Origin of the sequence: Kitasatospora cathayae (genome assembly GCF_027627435.1) — a bacterium.
Classification (GTDB): Bacteria; Actinomycetota; Actinomycetes; order Streptomycetales; family Streptomycetaceae; genus Kitasatospora; species Kitasatospora cathayae.
This window is the reverse complement of the sequence record NZ_CP115450.1, coordinates 4,225,190-4,243,795: the sequence shown is the minus strand read 5'-3', so window position 1 is coordinate 4,243,795 and position 18,606 is coordinate 4,225,190. Positions and strand designations below refer to the sequence as shown.

Annotated in this window: 10 protein-coding genes; 3 read left to right on the top strand and 7 right to left on the bottom strand. The window is 73.5% G+C overall.

The window, feature by feature from the left end; translation table 11 throughout:
• Window positions 1-43: 43 nt before the first annotated feature.
• The 4 genes from O1G21_RS18775 to O1G21_RS18760 all read right to left on the bottom strand — a co-directional run bounded on the left by O1G21_RS18775 (window position 44) and on the right by O1G21_RS18760 (window position 9,650).
• The gene (locus O1G21_RS18775) at window positions 44-7,861 is read right to left on the bottom strand and encodes a non-ribosomal peptide synthetase (protein ID WP_270145336.1); all 7,818 of its coding nucleotides are present in this window, start codon (window positions 7,859-7,861) and stop codon (window positions 44-46) included.
• Between the two features lie 32 nt (window positions 7,862-7,893).
• Complete coding sequence (sbnA, locus tag O1G21_RS18770; protein WP_270145334.1) at window positions 7,894-8,898, bottom strand: 2,3-diaminopropionate biosynthesis protein SbnA; 1,005 nt, start codon at window positions 8,896-8,898, stop codon at window positions 7,894-7,896.
• Window positions 8,899-8,932: 34 nt separating this feature from the next.
• On the bottom strand, window positions 8,933-9,094 hold the full coding sequence (locus tag O1G21_RS18765) for a hypothetical protein (RefSeq protein WP_270145333.1): 162 nt from the start codon (window positions 9,092-9,094) through the stop codon (window positions 8,933-8,935).
• A 253-nt stretch (window positions 9,095-9,347) separates the two neighbouring features.
• Window positions 9,348-9,650 (bottom strand): hypothetical protein, encoded by a 303-nt coding sequence (locus tag O1G21_RS18760; protein WP_270145330.1) that lies wholly within the window; start codon window positions 9,648-9,650, stop codon window positions 9,348-9,350.
• 187 nt (window positions 9,651-9,837) lie between these two features.
• Between O1G21_RS18760 and O1G21_RS18755 the strand changes: the two genes are divergently transcribed.
• Window positions 9,838-10,812, top strand: coding sequence for a helix-turn-helix domain-containing protein (locus O1G21_RS18755; RefSeq protein ID WP_270145328.1), 975 nt, complete (start codon window positions 9,838-9,840; stop codon window positions 10,810-10,812).
• A gap of 131 nt (window positions 10,813-10,943) precedes the next feature.
• Here the strand turns inward: O1G21_RS18755 and O1G21_RS18750 are convergent, their stop codons facing one another.
• On the bottom strand, window positions 10,944-11,762 hold the full coding sequence (locus tag O1G21_RS18750; protein ID WP_270145326.1) for an ABC transporter permease: 819 nt from the start codon (window positions 11,760-11,762) through the stop codon (window positions 10,944-10,946).
• Entirely contained in the window at window positions 11,759-12,847 is a 1,089-nt protein-coding gene (locus tag O1G21_RS18745) for an ATP-binding cassette domain-containing protein (protein WP_270151095.1), read from the bottom strand. Before O1G21_RS18745 ends, O1G21_RS18750 begins: the two co-directional genes overlap by 4 nt.
• A gap of 573 nt (window positions 12,848-13,420) precedes the next feature.
• Between O1G21_RS18745 and O1G21_RS18740 the strand changes: the two genes are divergently transcribed.
• Together O1G21_RS18740 and sbnB are read left to right on the top strand one after the other, a co-directional pair.
• Window positions 13,421-15,661 (top strand): MMPL family transporter, encoded by a 2,241-nt coding sequence (locus tag O1G21_RS18740; protein ID WP_270145324.1) that lies wholly within the window; start codon window positions 13,421-13,423, stop codon window positions 15,659-15,661.
• A gap of 35 nt (window positions 15,662-15,696) precedes the next feature.
• Window positions 15,697-16,704, top strand: coding sequence for a 2,3-diaminopropionate biosynthesis protein SbnB (gene sbnB / locus O1G21_RS18735; RefSeq protein WP_270145323.1), 1,008 nt, complete (start codon window positions 15,697-15,699; stop codon window positions 16,702-16,704).
• Between the two features lie 143 nt (window positions 16,705-16,847).
• Here sbnB and metG read toward each other — a convergent pair whose 3' ends face one another.
• A complete protein-coding gene (gene metG, locus O1G21_RS18730) occupies window positions 16,848-18,566 on the bottom strand; it encodes a methionine--tRNA ligase (protein ID WP_270145321.1) in 1,719 nt (572 codons plus the stop codon).
• Window positions 18,567-18,606: the final 40 nt, after the last annotated feature.

Genomic DNA, 18,606 nt, shown 5'->3' with positions numbered 1-18,606 from the left:
CGCCCGGTTCGTCGCCCGGCGCGGGGCTCGGCCGAGGCCGTGGTCACAGCTCGTTCCCCCAGTCGTCCATCTCGTCCTCGAATTCGTCGATCTCGTCCTGGCTGAGTGCGACCAGGTCGAGGTCGGACGGTGTCCAGCCGCCGGCGCCGGGTTCCCGGGTGTGCCGCACCAGGGCCCGCAGGGCCCGGAACCAGCCCTCGGCCAAGTCCTCGGCGTCGGCCTGCGCCAGGGCCTGGCCGGCCCAGGTCCAGCGGGCGCTCAGTCGCGGTCCGTCCGGGCCGTCCTCGGTCATCGCGTTGACGTCCAGGACGTGCGGCAGCGGCATCTCCGGGTCGGCCCCGGCGGCCAGCGCGGCGGACTGCTCGGTCAGCGCCCAGTCCTCGGTGCCGGGCGCGGGCAGCCGGCCCAGGTAGTTGAAGCCGAGCTGCGGCCGGGCCGTACCCGACAGTGCCTCGGCCCGCTCCAGGCCGTGCTTGTTCAAATACCGCAGTTGGCCCCAGCCGAGTCCGTGCCCCGGCACCATCCGCAGGTGCTCCTTGACCAGCTTCAGGCTGTGTCCGGCGGCCGGGCCGCCGGACAGCGCCTCCGCCAGGTCCACCGGGCCCGGGTCCAGCCGCAGCGGGTAGGCGGTGGTGAACCAGCCGACCGTGCGGGACAGGTCCACGCCGGGGGCGAACTCCTCGCGCCCGTGGCCCTCCAGCTCGACCGGCACCGGCCCCTGCGGCCGCCCGGTGCGCCGCCGCCAGTCCGCGACGGCGAGCGCCAGGGCGGTCAGCAGCACGTCGTTCACCTCGGCGTGGTACGCCCCGGTGACCTCGGTGAGCAGCGCCGCCGTGGTGTCGGTGTCCAGGGTGCGGTGCAGGGTGCGGGCGGTGGCGACGGTGTCCACCGCCGGGTCGGCGGCCCGGTGGCCCAGCGGGGCCTGCGAACCGGCCGACTCGGCGCGCCACCAGTCGAGTTGGGCGCGCAGCTCGGGCGTGCCAGCGGTCCGCTCCAGCAGCGCGGACCAGTGCCGCAGCGAGGTGCCGACCGGCTCCAGCCGGACCGGCTCGCCCGCCAGGACGGCTTCGTGCGCCCGGGCCAGGTCGGGCAGCAGCACCCGCCAGGACACCCCGTCCACCACCAGGTGGTGCAGGGTGAGCAGCAGCTCGCCGACCTCGGGGTGCCAGCGCGCCTGGACCATCACGCCCGCGCCGGGCGCCAGCCGCTGCCGGGCGGCGACCGCCTCGGCGGGCCAGTCGGCGGCCGGGCCGTCGAGGGTCCGCAGCAGCTCGCCGGCGTCCACCGTGCCGGGCTCGGTGATCAGCAGCGACCAGTCCGGCAGCAGCCGCATCCGCAGGCCGTCGTGGTGGTCCAGCAGCGCCTGCAGGGCCGCGGTCAGCGACTCCCGGGTGGCGTTCGCCGGGGTGCGGACCAGGACGGCCTGGTGGAAGCCGTCCACCGGCCCGCCGAGTTCGCGCAGCCAGTGCCCGATCGGCAGCTGCCCCAGCGGGCCGACGCCGTCCTCGGTGCCGACCGTGGTCACCGCCCCCTCGCCCTCGCCGTCGCGGGCCACCACGGCCAGTGCCGCCGGGGTCCGGTGGGTGAAGACGTCCTGCGCGGTGACCACCAGCCCGGCCGCGCGGGCCCGGCTGACCAGCTGGATGGAGACGATGCTGTCGCCGCCCAGGTCGAAGAAGCCGTCGTCGGCGCCGACCTCGGGCAGTCCGAGCACCTCGGCGAAGACCGCGCAGAACGCGGCCTCCCGGGCGTCGGCCGGGGCCCGGCCGGTGGAGGCGGCGGCGTAGTCGGGCGCGGGCAGCGCCCGGCGGTCCAGCTTGCCGTTGCCGGTCAGCGGCAGGGTCTCCAGCGGGACGAACGCGGAGGGCACCAGGTAGTCGGGCAGCTCCGCCGTGAGCGCCGCCCGCAGCTCGCCGACCGGCAGGTCGGCCGGGGTCACGTAGGCGACCAGCCGCTTGTCGCCGGGGCGGTCCTCGCGGACCACCGCGGCGGCCTGCTCCACGCCGGGCCGGGCGAGCAGCGCGGTCTCGATCTCGCCGAGCTCGATCCGGAAGCCGCGCAGCTTGACCTGCTCGTCGGCCCGGCCCACGTAGTCCAGCTGGCCGTCGGCCGTCCAGCGCACCAGGTCACCGGTGCGGTACATCCGGTCGTCCGGCGCGCCGTAGCGGTCGGCGTACGGGTCGGCGGTGAAGCGCTGGGCGGAGAGCTCCGGCCGGTGCAGGTAGCCGAGGGCCACCCCGGCGCCGGCCACGTACAGTTCGCCGATCACGCCGGGCGGGGTCGGCCGCAGGGCCTCGTCCAGCACGTACACCCGGGCGCCGGCCAGCGGTCGGCCGATCGGCGGCTTGACCGCTCCGGCCAGCGGCTCGCTGACGGTGGCGCAGACCGTGGTCTCGGTCGGGCCGTACGCGTTGAGCATCCGCCGGCCCGCGGACCAGCGCTCCACCAGCTCGGGCGGGCAGGCCTCGCCGGCCGTGATGAGGGTCAGGCCCTCGGGCATCGGCAGCGCGACCGGCCAGGCGGCGAGCACCGTCGGCGGCAGGCAGACCACCTCGATGCCGGCCGTGGCGACCAGCTCGGCCAGCGGCTCGCCGGGCGCCCGGTCGGCCTCCGCGGCCAGCACCAGGACGGCGCCGGTGAGCAGGGCGGTGAGCAGCTCCCAGGCGGCGGCGTCGAAGCTGAACGAGGCGAACTGCAGCAGCCGGGTGCCCTCGCCGACGCCGAAGCGGTCGTGCTCGGCGGCCAGCGCGGCGACCGCCCGGTGCGGCACCAGCACGCCCTTGGGACGGCCGGTGGAGCCGGAGGTGTAGATCACGTACGCCGGGTGCTCCGGCCCCAGCGGCGCGGTCCGCTCGGTGTCGTCCGGGTCGTGCGCGGGGGCGCCGGCGATCGCGGCGGCGGTCGCCGGGTCGTCCAGCAGCAGCACCGGGGCGGCCACCGGCTCCGGCAGTCGTCCGGCCACCGAGCCGTGGCTGAGCACCGCCAGCGGAGCGGAGTCCGCCAGCAGGTAGCCGATCCGCTCGCGCGGGTACGCCGGGTCGACGGGCAGGTAGGCCGCGCCCGTCTTGAGGACCGCGAGCACCGCGACGACCGCGTCGACCGTGCGCGGCAGCGCCAGGGCGACGATCCGTCCGGGGCCCGCGCCCAGGGCGATCAGGTGGTGGGCGAGCCGGTTGGCGCGCTCGTTCAGCTCGCCGTAGCCGACCTCGGCCCGTACCGCGCCGCCCTCGAACCAGCGCAGCGCGGGCCGCTCGGGCGCGCGGTGCGCCTGCGCCTGGAACAGCGCGGGTAGCTGGACCGCACCGACGGTGGTCGGGGTGGCGGCCCCGCTCCAGGAGCCGAGCAGCAGCTCGCGCTCCTCGGGCAGCAGGGCGTCCAGTCCGCTGAGCGGTCGGTCGGGCTCGCCGGTCAGCAGGCCGATCAGGTGGGCCAGCCGGTCCGCCAGGCCGCGCGCGGTCCGCTCGGTGAACAGGTCGGTGCTGTACTCCAGGGTGCCGGTGAGGCCGTCCGGCCGGCCCGACCCGTCGTACTGCTCGACGAGTTCGAAGGCCAGGTCGAACTTGGCCGTCCCGGTGCCGATCTGGCGGACCTCGGCGGTCAGGCCGGGCAGCTCGGGGCGGGCCCCGGCGTTGTTCTGGAAGGCCAGCATCACCTGGAAGAGCGGCTGGCGGGCCAGCGAGCGGCCGGCGCCGAGCCGGTCGACCAGCTTCTCGAACGGCACGTCCTGGTGGGCCAGGGCGGCCAGCACGGTCTCCCGGGCTCGGCCGACCAGGGTGCGGAAGGTCGGGTCGCCGCCCAGGTCGGTGCGCAGCACCAGGGTGTTGACGAAGAAGCCGACCAGGCCGTCCAGGGCCTGGGCGGTGCGCCCCGCCACCGGGGTGCCGAGCGGGATGTCCGTACCGGCGCCGAGCTTGCCGAGCAGTACGGCCAGCGCCGCCTGCACCACCATGAACGGGCTGGCGCCGGATTCCCGGGCCAGCGCGGCCAGGGCGCGGTGCGTTTCGGCGTCCAGCCGCAGCGGCACGGTGGCGCCCCGGTAGCTGGGCACCGCCGGGCGCGGGAAGTCGACGGGCAGCGGCAGCTCCTCCGGCAGCCCGGCCAACTGTTCGGCCCAGTAGTCAAGCTGACGGAACATCAGTGAATTCGGATCGTCCGGCTCGCCGAGCAGTCGGCGCTGCCAGAGCGTGTAGTCGGCGTACTGGACGGGCAGTTCGGCCCACTCGGGGGCGCCGCCGGCCAGCCGGGCGCGGTAGGCGGCCTGCAGGCCGTCGACCAGCGGGCGCACCGACCAGCCGTCGGCCGCGATGTGGTGCTGGACCAGAAGCAGTACGTGCTCCTCGACACCGGTCTCGAACAGCACGGCGCGCAGCGGCGGTTCGGTGGCCAGGTCGAAGGGCGTGCCGGCCCGGGCGGCCAGCTCGGCGTCCAGCTCCTCGGCCGGGCGGCCGGTGAACGGGACGACCGGCAGCTCCGGCCCGGCCTCGCCGACCGGGAGCACCCGCTGGTGCGGGCGTCCGTCCTCGGCCGGGAAGACGGTGCGCAGGCTCTCGTGCCGGGCCACCACGTCGGCCAGTGCCGCGGCGAGCGCCGCCCGGTCCAGCGCGCCGGTCAGCCGGACCGCGTGGGAGAGGTGATAGGTGGCGCCGGCGGCGTCCAACTGGGAGAGGAACCACAGCCGTTGCTGCCCGGGGGAGAGCGGTATGCGCTCCGGCCGCGGGCCGGCCACCAGCTCCTCCCGGGCCGGCTCGAGGCCGTCCAGGGCGAGCGCCAGGGCGAACGGGGTGGGCGCCTCGAACAGGGTGCGGATCGGCAGCTCGATCCCGAGCCGGGCGCGCAGCCCGGTGACGATCCGGCCGGCCAGCAGCGAGTGCCCGCCGAGCGCGAAGAAGTCCTCGTCGGCGCCGACCTCGTCGAGCTCCAGCACCTCGGCGAACAGCGCGCACAGCAGCGCCTCGCGCTCGGTGGCCGGGGCCCGTCGCTCGCGGCGCAGCGCGCCGAAGTCCGGCGCCGGCAGGGCCTTGCGGTCCACCTTGCCGTTGGGGGTCAGCGGCAGCGCCGCCATCGGCACCAGCACCGCCGGCACCATGTAGTCGGGCAGCGTCCGGGCCAGTTCGGCGCGGACGGCGGCCGGGTCGGCGCCGCCGGCCAGGTGGGCGACCAGCCGGGCCCCGCCGGACGGGTCCCGGGCGACGGTGACCACCGCGTCGGCCACGCCGAAGACGGCGCGCAGCGCGGCCTCCACCTCGCCGGGCTCGATCCGGTGGCCGCGGATCTTGACCTGGTGGTCGACCCGCTCCAGGAACTCCAGCTGCCCGTCGCTCCGGTGCACCACCCGGTCGCCGGTGCGGTACATCCGGGCGCCGGACGCCTCGGCGTACGGGTCGGCCACGAAGGCGGCCGCGGTGCGCCGCGGGTCGTTCAGGTAGCCGCGGCCGACGCCGCGCCCGCCCACGTACAGCTCGCCGGGCTGGCCGGCCGGGACGGGCTGCAGCGAGTCGCCGAGGACGTAGAGCCTGGTGTCGCGGACCGGGCGGCCGATCGGGGCGCGCACCGAGTCCAGCTCGGCCGGGGAGCCGATCAGGGCGTGGGTGACGTCGTCCGAGCACTCGGTCGGCCCGAAGGCGTTGACCAGCGGGATGCCGGGGCGCAGCGCGAACCAGCGGCGGGCCAGGTCGGCGGGCATCGCCTCGCCGGTGACCACCAGCCTGCGCAGCGCGGACAGCCGGGGCAGCGGCGCGCCGGCCTCCCAGGAGTCCAACGCGGCGCGCAGCAGCGAGGGGACGACCTCCAGCACGGTGACGCCCTCGGCGTCGGCGAGCGCGAACAGCGCGCCCGGGTCTCCCGCGAGCTCGCGGGAGACCACCCGCAGCCGCCCGCCCGCGACCAGCGGGCTGAGCATCTGCCAGACCGAGATGTCGAAGGTGACGGGGGCGTTGTGCACCACGGTGTCGGCCTCGGACAGCTCCAGGTCGGCGTGCTTGGCGAGCAGGTGGTTGACCATGCCGTCGCGGTGCACCATGGCGCCCTTGGGGCGGCCGGTGGAGCCCGAGGTGTAGATGACGTACGCCAGCTCGGCCGGGCCCCCGGTGGTCGGCAGCAGCTCCTCGTCGCGGGCGTCGTCGAGCCCGAGCACGGCCGGGCACCGGTCCTGCGGCAGCGCGCCGAGCAGGGTGTCGACGTACGGCCGCTGGTCCTCGCCGTGCAGCAGGACGGCGGCGCCCGCGGCCTCGACCAGCGCCGCGCCGCGGACGGCCGGGGCCTGGACGTCCAGCGGCAGCCAGGCGGCGCCGGCGCCGAGCACGCCGAGGACGGCGGTCACGAAGCCGGTGCCGGGGGCGGCGGCGATCGCCACCAGCCGGTCCGGCCCGGCGCCCGCGGCGACCAGCCGGCGGGAGAGGGCGCTGGCCCGGGCGACCAGTTCGGCGTAGTCGAGCTGGCCGGCGTCGTCCTGGACGGCGATCGCGTCGGGACGGGCCAGCGCGAGTTGGCGGATCCGGGGCAGGACGTCGGTGAAGGTGTCCGGCTGCTGCCCGTAGCCGTTCCCCCCGGCCAGGACGCGCTCGCGCTCGGCCGCCGGCAGGGCGGCGATCCGGCCGACCGGCAGTTCGGTGGAGACGGTGGCGAATTCATCGAGGTAGCCGAGCAGGGCGTCGCGGAAGAGGTCCAGGCGCTCCTGGGGGTAGCGGTCGGCGTCGCCGTCGACCCGCAGCTCGCAGCCGTCCTCGCCGTTGTCCAGGAAGAGGATCTGCAGGTCCGGGACGGGGCCGGTGGACAGGTTGCGGACCTGGGCGCGGCACTCGCCGAGGGCGAACTCGCCGCCGGTCTGCAGCACGTTGACGGTCGGGCCGAAGGTGCGGCCGGCGTCGCCGGTCAGACCGAGGTCGCGGCGGATCGCGTCGTGCCGGTGGCGCTGGTGGCGCAGCGTGCCGCGCAGGGTGGCGGCGACCTGGGTGAGCAGGCCGGCACGACCGAGCGCGGGGTGGACGGAGACCGGCAGCGGCAGGAAGTTGGCGCGCATGCCGGGGACGGCCTGGGCCAGCGGGGTGGTCCGGGCGGCGACCGGGAGGGTCAGTACGACCCGGTCGGTGCCGGCCAGAGCGGCGAGGCAGCCGGCGGTGGCGCCGATCAGCAGGGTCTGCCAGGTGACCCGCTCGGCCCAGGCGGCGTCCTGCAGCCTGGTGACGGTGTCGGCCGGGATCAGACCGGTGCTGCGCAGGGTGGTGCGGGCGGGCGCGCCGAGGTGGCCGGAGAGCACGGTGGGCTCGATGCCGTCGGCCAACTGCTCGGCCCAGTGGGCGCGGTCGCGCTGGTGGGCGGGGGAGGCGAGGTAGTCGCGCTCCTCGGCGAGCAGTTCGGCGAGGGTCGGGTCGGCGGCCGGCTCGGCGCCGGGCAGGTCGTACTCGGCGGCGAGCCGGCGGTAGACCAGGGCGCGGCTGAAGCCGTCCACCAGGATGTGGTTGGCCCTCATGTGCAGCCAGGCCAGTTCCGTGCCGATCAGCACCAGGGTGGCGGCGAAGGCGTCGGGGCCGAGGGAGGACGGAAGCTGCTGCTGGGTCTCCAGAAACGTTTCGGCGGCGGCGAGCGGGTCCGGCTCGCCGGTCAGGTCGAGCACCGGAAGGGGACGCGCGCGCGGCGGCTCGACCAGCTGCACCGGCTGCCCGTCGCGCTCGACGAAGCGCACCCGCAGGCACTCGGTGCGGTCCAGCACGCGCTGCCAGGCGGCCCGCAGCCGCTCGTGGTCCAGCGGGCCGGTCAGCTCCAGGACGTCCGCCATGGTGAACACCGGATTGCCCGGGTCGAGCTGCTGGGCGAACCACATCTCGCGCTGGGCGGCGGACAGCGGTAGCTCTTCCGGATGCACTGCTTCGAACGGACGCGCTGTCTGAGGCATCGTCATCTCACCCCCGTGGCAATGGCGTTGGGCGGCGTGAGGCGCTCGACCGCATCCAGTGCGTCGGCGCCGTAGATGTCGCGCACCCAGGCGCTCTGATAGATGGTGTCGAGGTAGCGGTCGCCCAGGTCGGGCGAGACGGCGACGGCGACGACGTCCTTGCCGCGGCGGTGCTCCGCGAGCCAGGCCGCCGCACCGCTGACCACCGTCCCGGTGGAGCCGCCGAACAGGAAGCCGCCCCGGGCGAGCCGGTGGCAGGTGCGGACGGTGTCGATCTCGGGCACGTGCACCACGTCGTCGACGAAGGTCTCGTCCAGCAGGGCAGGCCGGACGCCGGCGCCCAGGCCCGGGATCATCCGCGACCCGGGCTCGCCGCCGAAGGTGACCGAGCCGACGCTGTCCACCGCGACGATCCGGGCGGCCGGCCGGTGCTCCTTGAAGTAGCGGGCGCAGCCCATCAGCGTCCCGGTGGTGCCGGCGCCGACGAACAGCACGTCCAGGTCCGGGAACTGGCGGTGGATCGCCGGACCGGTGGTGCGGTAGTGCGCCCGCCAGTTGTCCGGGTTGGCGTGCTGGTTGAGCCACACGTAACGCGGTGAGGAGGCGCACAGCTCGCGGACGTAGTCCAGCCGGGCGCCCAGGAACCCGGTGTCCGGCGACGGTTCGGTGATCATGTGAACCTTGCCGCCGAGCGTTTCGATGAGCTGACGGGTGGACAGATTCGTACGTGGGTCGACAACGCAGATGAACTGGTAACCCCGGACGGAGGCGATCATGCTGAGCGCCATCCCCAGGTTGCCGGAGGAGGACTCCACCAGGACGGAGTCGCGGTTCAGCCGTCCGTCGCGCTCGGCGGCGTCGACCATGCTGAGGGCCGCTTTGAGTTTGACGGAGCCGGCGAAGTTGAAGCCCTCGCACTTGAGGTACAGCGGGTAGTCGAACATCGCGCGCAGGTCGACGAAGAGTTCGTCCTCGTTGAACTCCTGCGGTGTTCTGATGATGGGCATCGGCCCGTCCCCCTTCGCGTCGAATGGCGGGACGTCAGTCCCAGATGATGTCGTCGCCGTGCACGGCGGAGGCGTGCGCGCCGGCCGGGGCGGCCGTGGTGGCGGCGCCGGCGGCCGGCGCGGTGAGGGTGATGCCGGCGGCCAGCAGGCCGAGGATGGCGGCGGCGCGGCCGGCGAAAACGGTGATGCTGCTCATGGTGAACCCCCGGTGACAAAGACGTCGCGGGCCGCGAAATCAGCGGCGGCGAAACAGCGGAAACGGATGAGTGCTCCACCGGGTTCGAATCCCGCGGCGAATGGCTGGGCGAACCCGGATCTCTAATCCCGCGGAAGGGGTTCCGGCCCCCTTCGGCGTGACCAAGTCTGTCTCGCACACAAGTTCCGTGCCATGGTTCGCCACTGTCAGGGTCCTGCCCTGGCAGCACCCTGCAGCGCACCCTCCCCCGGCGTCACTCGTCCAACAACGGGAGCCGGTCGGCGCTGAATTCGGCCGCGAGTCGCCATCCGCGCAGTTCGGGCGCGTCGCGCAGGCAACGGCTGGCGATCCGGCACGCAGCGGAATCCAGGTCTCCGGATTTCCGGGGGCCGAGAAAGAACACCAGATCGGCGCCGAGCGGATCGATCTCGACGTAAACGTGCTCGAGTCCCTCGTCCGGAAGGGCGGCTTTCCGGAGCAGTTCGACGAGTTTGTCGGGCGTGACCTGTTCCGACCCGACCATACCCCGAACCAGACGTCCGACAGTGATATACATGTCAAATCCTCTCGTGGGTAGACCCGCTCGAAGCCCGCAGGAAAGGCCTGGCGGAACCGGCAGGTGGCTGTGGGCAGGGTGTCGTAGCATGCCCCCGAGATCCGGCAATGACGTGGCGTCATCAGGTTGGAAATATCCGGGGGGCAGGGTGCTGTCAGTGTTAGGACTGGATCCCGATGCAGAGGCCGTGTACCGGACGGTGCTGGCCCGGCCGGAGCTCGGGATCGCGGGGGTCGCGCAGGATCTCGAGTGGCCGGAACAGCGGGTCCGGGACGCCCTGGACGGGCTGGCCCGGCTCACCCTGATCAGACACTCCGAACTGGAGCCCGGACACCTCCTCCTGGTGAACCCGGAGGTCAGCCTGGCGATGCTGATCGGCCGACAGGAGGCCGAACTCGCCGAGCGGCAACGTCAGATCGCGCAGAGCCGACTGGAGGCCGCCAAGCTCGTCGCCCAGTACGCCGAGCACCGCAAGGGCGAACGCGGCCTGGGCGTCGAGCAGTTGGACGGCGTCGACCAGATCCGGCTCCGGCTGGAGGAGCTCTCGCACTCCTGCACCAGCGAGATCATGGGCTTCGCGACCGGCGGCGGGCAGTCGCAGGCCGCCCGCAGCGCGAGCCAGGCCGCCGACCAGGCGGTCTTCGAGCGCGGCGTGCAGATGCGCAGCGTCTACCTGGAGAGCGCGGCCAACGACGGCGGCACCATCGCCCACCTGGAGTGGCTCACCGGGATGGGCGCCCGGGTCCGGATAGCGCCCGCGCTCCCGATGCGCCTGGTGATCTTCGACCGCGAGGTGGCGGTCGTCCCCACCGATCCGGACGACACCAGCGTGGGGGCCCTGGTGCTGTCCGGTCCCGGACTGGTCTCCGCGCTCTGCGCGCTGTTCGAGTACGTCTGGGAGAACGCCACCCCGTACGGGAAGGCCCCGGCCAGGGGAGCCGAGGGCCTCAACCCGCAGACGATGGCGGTGCTCAGCCTGCTCGCCCAGGGTCACACCGACGAGGTGGTGGCCCGCAAGCTCGGCGTCTCGGTGCGCACCTCGCGCCGGATCACCGCCGAGCTGATGGCCTGGCTCGGCGGCCGGAGCCGCTTCCAGGCCGGGGTGATCGCCGGGGAGCGCGGTCTGCTGCAGGGCGGCGCGCCGGCGCGCGAGGGCGACTAGGGACGGTCCGGCGGAGCTCGCCGGGCCCGCCGACATCCGCCGGACCGGCCCTGAGCCCCCGCGCCCATGCGAACGGCCGGTCCGGGCGGGGCACTTACCGCCTCGCCCGAACCGGCCCGCCCCTAGCTCCATCAACGCGTCACCGCGGTGCGGTAGACCCGTAGGTTCACCGGGATCAGCACCGCGAGCAGGGCCGCCACCACGATCACGGCGAGCAGCACCGGGTGCCGGTCCGGCAAGCCGGTGCCGACCACCGCCGGGGCGTTGCCCCACAGCTCGCGGCAGGCCGAGGCCACCAGGCTCACCGGGTTCCACTCGGCCACCGCGCGCAGCCAGGCCGGCAGCCCGGTCAGCGGCATGAACGAGTTGGACAGGAACGACAGCACGACCAGGAACAGCGCCGAGATCCCGTTGATCGCCTCGGCGTTGCGCATCAGCATGCCGACCAGCGCGCCCAGCCAGAGCATCGCGTAGGCGAAGGCCAGCACCAGCACGAAGCCCAGCGCCGCCGAGCCGAAGCCCTGGTGGATCCGCCAGCCGACGCCGAGGCCGGCCAGGGTGACCGCGAAGGCCGCGGCGGCGGTGGTCAGCAGGTCGGCCGCGGTGTGGCTGACCAGCACGGCGGAGCGGCCCATCGGCAGCGAGCGGAAGCGGTCGATCAGGCCGGTGCGCAGGTCGCCCGCCACGCCCAGCGCGGCGACGCCGACACAGGTCAGGCCGACCTGGGCGAACACCCCGGCCATCACGTAGTCGTGGTACTCGCCGGAGCCGGCCACCGTCACCACGCTGGCGAACAGGTAGCCCAGTACGACCACCATGGTCACCGGGGTCAGGGTGATCGCGATGATCTTCTCCGGGGTGCGCCGCAGGTGCCGCAGGTGGCGGCCGATCAGCGCGGCGGTGTCGCCGAGGGCCGTGCCGAGGCCGGCCGGGGCGCCGATGTCACTCACTGCTCGTCTCCCGTCCGTCCGGCGGCGGCCGCCACCGGCTCCCGTTCGGCCCGCTCGGCCGCTTCGCCGTTCCCGCTCCCGGAGCCCCGCTCCGGGGGCTCCGGCTGCTCAGGCCGCTTGGCGCCCTCCTCCGGGGCCCGGCCCACCTGGGTGCCGCGCCCGGTCAGGTGGAAGAACACGTCGTCCAGCGACGGGCGGCGCAACGCGAAGTCCGTCACCGGCACGCCGGCCGTCTCCAGCGCGACCGCGGCGGCCGCGATCGTGCCGATGCCGTCGGCCAGTCGGACGGTGATCCGGCGCCCGGTGCGGTCCACCTCGGGCCGGGCGCCGGCCACCGGGGCGAGCACGGCCAGGGCCTGCGGCAGGGCCGCGTCGGTGCCGACGCCCACTTCCAGCCACTCCTCGCCGACCTTGCGCTTGAGCTCGTCCGGGGTGCCCTCGGCGATCACCCGGCCGGTGTCGATCACCAGGATCCGGTCGGCCAGGAAGTCGGCCTCCTCCAGGTACTGGGTGGTGAGCAGCACGGTCACCCCCTGGGCGACCTGCTCGCGGACCATCTCCCAGAGCACCAGCCGGCTCGCCGGGTCCAGCCCGGTGGTCGGCTCGTCCAGGAACAGCACCTCGGGCCGCCCGATCAGCGCGGCGGCCAGGTCCAGCCGGCGGCGCATGCCACCGGAGTAGGTCTGGGCCGGCTTCTCGGCGGCGTCCTCCAGCTCGAACCGGGCGAGCAGTTCGGCCGCCCGCTCGCGAGCGCCCTTGCGGCCCAGGTGCAGGAGCCGGCCGAGGAGTTCGAGGTTCTCGCGGCCGGTGAGCAGCCCGTCCACGGCGGCGTACTGGCCGGCCAGGCCGATCCGCCGGCGCACCTGGCGCTGCTGGCGGACCACGTCGAAGCCGGCCACCTCGGCCCGCCCCTGGTCCGGCTCCAGCAGGGTCGCCAGCAGCCGGACGGTGGTGGTCTTGCCGGCCCCGTTGGGGCCGAGCAGGCCGAGCACGGTGCCGGCCGCCACCTCCAGGTCGACGCCTCTCAGCGCGTGGTGCTCGCCGTATCTCTTGCCGAGACCGGACGCCCGAATGGCGGTGTCCATCATTCATTCCCCCTTCCACGGAGGTCTGTGGATCGTTCGGAAAGAAGTCGCCGGAGCGCGTTCCGGCGCGGAATCGTGAAATGCGGTGGAATCGTTCGGCGGTCGGGCCGGTCGGGCCTCGACGTGTTCGTCGGCCTGTTAGTCGGCCCGTTCGTCGACCTGCTCGTCGGCCGGTCGGGCACCGACGTGCTCGTCGATCGGTCGGGCAGCGACGTGCTCGACGGCCGCTCCGCCACCGAGCTGCCCGGCGACCGGTCGTCCGCGGTCCGAAGGCCGGCCGATTTCTCCGAATCATCGGCCCGGCGTCACTCGAATGTGGCCCGCTCGAATGGTCGTCCCTCAACGGGAAGCGACCGTAGCACCGGCGAAACGGGGCCGGTAAGGGGCTTGGGGCGGCCTCCGCTGGCAGCAGCTTGCCACCGCAGGATGCTGCAACTCCGGTAGGCCCCGCGGCCGTTCTGGAGGGCCTACGGTCATGGGTATTCCCCCGGTCCCCCCTCATGCCGGTGTGGACACATCCAACCCGACTGTCGCCACCGCGGCTTGATCATGCCGCCTATCGCAGGAGAGGTAATGGCACGTCAAAGCAACTTCGCGGCCAGGCTGGGCGAGTGGAGTGCCCAGCACCGCAAGACCGCCGTCATCGGCTGGGTCGTCCTGGTCGTCCTGGTCACCGTGCTCGGTGGCATGGTCGGCCAGAAGAGCCTGACCCAGGCCGACTACGGCACCGGGGAATCGGGGCGCGCCGCCCAGGTCCTCAAGGACGCCGGGATCAACGACCCGGTCAACGAGCTGATCCTGGTCCACAGCGACGGACTGACCGCGGACTCCCCGGAGTTCCGCAGCGCCGTCCAGGCCACCACCGACGCGGTCGACAAGACCGGTCTCGCGGAGAACCTGCGCGACCCGTACACCACACAGGCCTTCTCGGCCGACAAGCACTCGGCACTGATCATGTTCGCCGTCACCGGAGACCCGGACACCGCGGCCGACCGGATCGAACCGGTGATCACCGCGGTGCAGGACACCGCCAAGGCCCACCCGCAGGTGACCCTCGGCGAGTTCGGCGGCGCGAGCGCCTTCAAGGGCATCAACGACAGCCTCGGCGATGACTTCACCCGCGCCGAACTGACCGCGCTGCCGGTCGCGTTGGGCATTCTGCTGGTGGTCTTCGGCGCCTTCGTCGCGGCCGTGCTGCCGGTCGCCCTGGCGGTCACCGCCTGCATCGGCGCGCTCGGGCTGCTGGCGCTGAGCAGCCAGGCCGTACCGGTGGACGGCATGACCAACTCGGTGATGTTCCTGATGGGTCTGGCCGTCGGCGTCGACTACTGCCTGTTCTACCTGCGCCGTGAGCGCGAGGAGCGGGCGGCCGGCCGGGACAAGGCGACCGCGCTGCGGATCGCCGCCCACACCTCGGGCCACTCGGTGCTGGTCTCCGGCCTCACCGTGATGGTCGCGATGGCGGGCATGTTCCTCTCCGGGCTGACCGTCTTCGAGGGCTTCGCGATGGCCACCATCGAGGTCGTCGCGGTCGCGGTGGTCGGCTCGATGACCGTGCTGCCGGCCCTGATGTCGATGCTCGGCGACAAGGTCGCGGCCGGCCGGATCCCGTGGGTCAGCAAGCGCCGCCAGGCCGCCACGGCCAACCCCAAGCCCGCCAACGCGCTGCTGCGCGGAGTGCTCGCCCGCCCCGGCGTCTTCGCCGTGCTGTCCGCCGCGGTGCTGCTGGCGCTGGCCGTGCCGGCGCTCGGCATGAAGACCGAGAAGCTCGGCATGGACAAGCTGCTGCCCCAGGACAGCCCGCTGGTCTCGGTCTCGCGGCAGATCGACCGGGAGTTCCCCGGCTCGCCCTCGCCCGCCACCGTGGTGGTCAAGGCCGACGACATCGGCTCGCCGCAGATCGCCAAGAGCATCGAGGACTTCAAGCAGGCCGCACTGGCGTCCGGCAAGACCGGCAACCAGATCGACGTGCGGTACTGGAAGGACAAGAACATCGCCCAGATCAGCGTCCCGCTGGCCGGCAACGGCACCGACGCCACCTCCAAGGCGGCCCTGACGGCGCTGCGCGGGCAGCTGGTGCCGCAGACGCTGAAGACCGTCCCGGGCACCACCGCCCTGGTCGCCGGTGACCTCGCCTTCTCGGTCGACTACAACGACCAGCTGGACCGCAGCATCGTCCCGGTGTTCGCCTTCGTCATGGGCGTCACCTTCCTGCTGATGCTCTTCTCCTTCCGCTCGCTGACCATCTCGATCACCTCGATCCTGCTCAACCTGCTCTCGGTGGCGGCCGCGTACGGCGTGATGACCGCGGTGTTCCAGCACGGCTGGGGCGCCTCGATCGTCGGCACCAAGGCGCCGGGCGCGATCGAGTCCTGGATGCCGCTGTTCGTCTTCGTGGTCCTGTTCGGCCTCTCGATGGACTACCACGTGTTCGTGGTCTCCCGGATCCGCGAGGCGTACCTGTCGGGCAAGCCCAGCCGGGAGGCGGTCGGCTTCGGCATCCGCAGCACCGCCGGGGTGGTCACCAGCGCCGGTCTGATCATGGTCGCGGTGTTCGCGGTCTTCGGCACCCTGGGCATGCAGGACTTCAAGCAGCTCGGCATCGGCCTGGCGGTCGCGGTCCTGCTGGACGCCACCCTGGTCCGCGCGGTGCTGCTGCCCGCGGTGATGGCCCTGCTCGGCGACCGCAACTGGTACCTGCCGCGCTGGCTGGGCGGCGGTCGCAGCGCCCGCGGCCACGCCCCCGCCCACGCCGGCGGCGCGCACGCGGCCACCGGGCAGCGCCAGCCCGCCGGCAACGCCTACGTCGGCTGACCCCCCGAACCCCCTTCCCGCCTGGAGCCACCACCGTGTTCGAGTTCAGAGTCATCGACGGCACCACCGCCCGCGAGGTCATCGCGGGAGCCCGCCAGCGGATCGTCCAGGAGGTCCGGGAGACCTACCTGACCCACGGCGCCGGCGAGTCCGTCAACCCCGACAGCTACTTCCTGCGGTTCCCGGCCAAGCCGGACGCCCGGATCATCGCCCTGCCGGCCTACCTCGGCGGCGGCGTCGGCCTGGCCGGCATCAAGTGGATCAGCAGCTTCCCGGCCAACATCGAACGGGGCTTCCCGCGCGCCTCGGCCGCCCTGCTGCTGAACGACTACGCGACCGGCTACCCGTTCGCCGTCCTGGAGGCCTCGCAGATCAGCGCGGCCCGCACCGCGGCGTCCGCCGTGCTCGCCGCCGAGGTGCTCAGCGGCGGCCGCACGGCGGGCCGGCTCGCGGTGGTCGGCGCCGGCATCATCGCCCGCAACATCCTGGAGTTCTTCGGCGCCCAGGAGTGGGCGATCGACGAGCTGGTGGTGCACGACCGGGAGGCGCGGTACGCCCAGGCGCTGGTCGACCACGCCGACTCCCAGCTCGGCTACCCGGCCCGGGTGGTGGAGGACCTGGGCGAGGCGTTCAAGGGCGCCGACGTGGTGGTGCTGGCCACCACGGCGGGCGAGCCGTACATCCTCGACCCGGAGACCTTCGCCCCCGGCCAGCTGGTGCTCAACATCTCGCTGCGCGACCTCGCGCCGGAGATCATCGGCGGCGCGTACAACGTGCTCGACGACGTGGAGCACTGCATGAAGGCCGACACCTCCCCGCACCTGGCCGAACAGCTCTACGGCAACCGGGACTTCGTCACCGGGACGCTCGCCCAGGTGATCGAGGGCGAGGTCGCCGTCGGCGCCGACCGCCCGGTGGTCTTCTCGCCCTTCGGCCTCGGCGTGCTCGACCTGGCGGTCGGCGCGCTGGTGCACGACGAGGCGGTGGCCGCCGGCCGGGCGACCGAGATCCCCGGCTTCTTCGCGGAGACCACCCGCTGGTAGCGCCCACCACCTTGCTCGGCCCGCCCCACCGGGCCGGCCGCGGGCCCGCCCGAGGGGCCCGTCACCACCGACGAGGGCCCCGACCGTTCGCCTTGTCGCGGTCGGGGCCCTCGTGGTGTGTCCGCCGTGTCCGCCGGTGGGGCTCAGCCCTCGGTGCCGCCGAACCGGGCCGTCCAGGCCGCCAGGTCCTCGTCCGTGATCTTCGCGAACAGCACCGGCGGCACGGTGAACGGCGTCCCGGCCGGGACCAGGCTCAGCGCCCGGGCCTCGTCCTCGGTGATCCAGCCGCGCCCGTCCGCGGGCAGCGCGAAGGCGCCGCGCATCGCCGCCGCCGCGGTCGGGATGAACGGCTCCGACACCACCGCGTACAGGTGGATCAGGTTCATCGCCGTCCGCAGGGTCAGTGCCGCCGCCTCCGGGTCGGTCTTCACCTGCAGCCAGGGCGCCTTCTCGTCCAGGTACGCGTTGCCCGCGCTCCACAGCGCGCGCAGCGCCTGCACGGCCTTGCGGAAGTTGAGCGCGTCCAGCTGGGCCTCGTACTCGGCCAGCAGGCCGGCGATCTGCTCGCCGAGCCGCGCCTCGGCCTCGCCGGCGACGGCTCCGGCCGGGACGGCGTCGCCGAAGCGCTTGCGGCTGAAGGAGAGCACCCGGTTGACGAAGTTGCCGAGGGTGTCGGCGAGGTCCTTGTTGACCACCGAGGCGAAGAGGTCCCAGGTGAAGCTGGAGTCGTCCGACTCGGGGGCGTGCGCCATCAGGAAGTAGCGCCAGTAGTCGGCCGGCAGCAGCTCCAGCGCGACGTCGGTGAAGATGCCGCGCTTCTGGCTGGTGGAGAACTTCCCGCCGTAGTACGTCAGCCAGTTGAAGGCCTTGACGTAGTCGACCTTCTTCCACGGGCGGCGCGAGCCGAGGATCGTCGCCGGGAACATCACGGTGTGGAACGGGACGTTGTCCTTGGCCATGAACTCGGTGTAGCGGACGGTCCGGTCGGCCTCGTACCACCAGGACTTCCAGTCCCGCTGCCCGGCCGGGGCCGCGTCCGCCCACTCCTTGGTGGCGCCGATGTACTCGATCGGGGCGTCGAACCAGACGTAGAACACCTTGCCCTCGGCGGCCAGTTCGGGCCACACGTCGGCCGGCACCGGGACGCCCCACTCCAGGTCGCGGGTGATCGAACGGTCCTGCAGTCCCTCGGTCAGCCACTTGCGGGCGATCGAGGAGGCCAGCACCGGCCAGTCGTCGCCGTGGTCGGCGATCCACCGCTCGACCTCGCCGGTCAGCCGCGACTGGAGCAGGAACAGGTGCCGGGTCTCCCGGACCTCCAGGTCGGCGCTGCCGCTGATCGCCGAGCGCGGCTCCAGCAGGTCGGTCGGGTCCAGCACCCGGGTGCAGTTCTCGCACTGGTCGCCGCGCGCCCTGTCGTAGCCGCAGTGCGGGCAGGTGCCGACGATGTAGCGGTCCGGCAGGAAGCGGCCGTCGGCGTTGGAGTACACCTGGCGGATCGAGCGCTCCTCGATGAAGCCGTTGCGCTGCAGCTCGCGGGCGATCTCCTGGGTGATCTCCCGGTTCTGCGGCGAGGAGCTGCGGCCGAAGTGGTCGAAGGACAGCCCGAAGCCGTCGTACACCGCCTTCTGCGCGTCGTGCGCCTGCGCGCAGAACTCGGCGACCGGCAGTCCGGCCTCCTGTGCGGCCAGCTCGGCGGGCGTGCCGTGCTCGTCGGTGGCGCAGATGAACAGCACCTCGTGGCCGGTCTGGCGCAGGTAGCGGGAGTAGACGTCCGCCGGGAGCATCGACCCGACCATGTTGCCCAGGTGCTTGATCCCGTTGATGTACGGAAGGGCGCTGGTGATCAGGTGCCGAGCCATCCTCGGATGCTCCGATTTCTCCCGCACGCGCACCCCACCC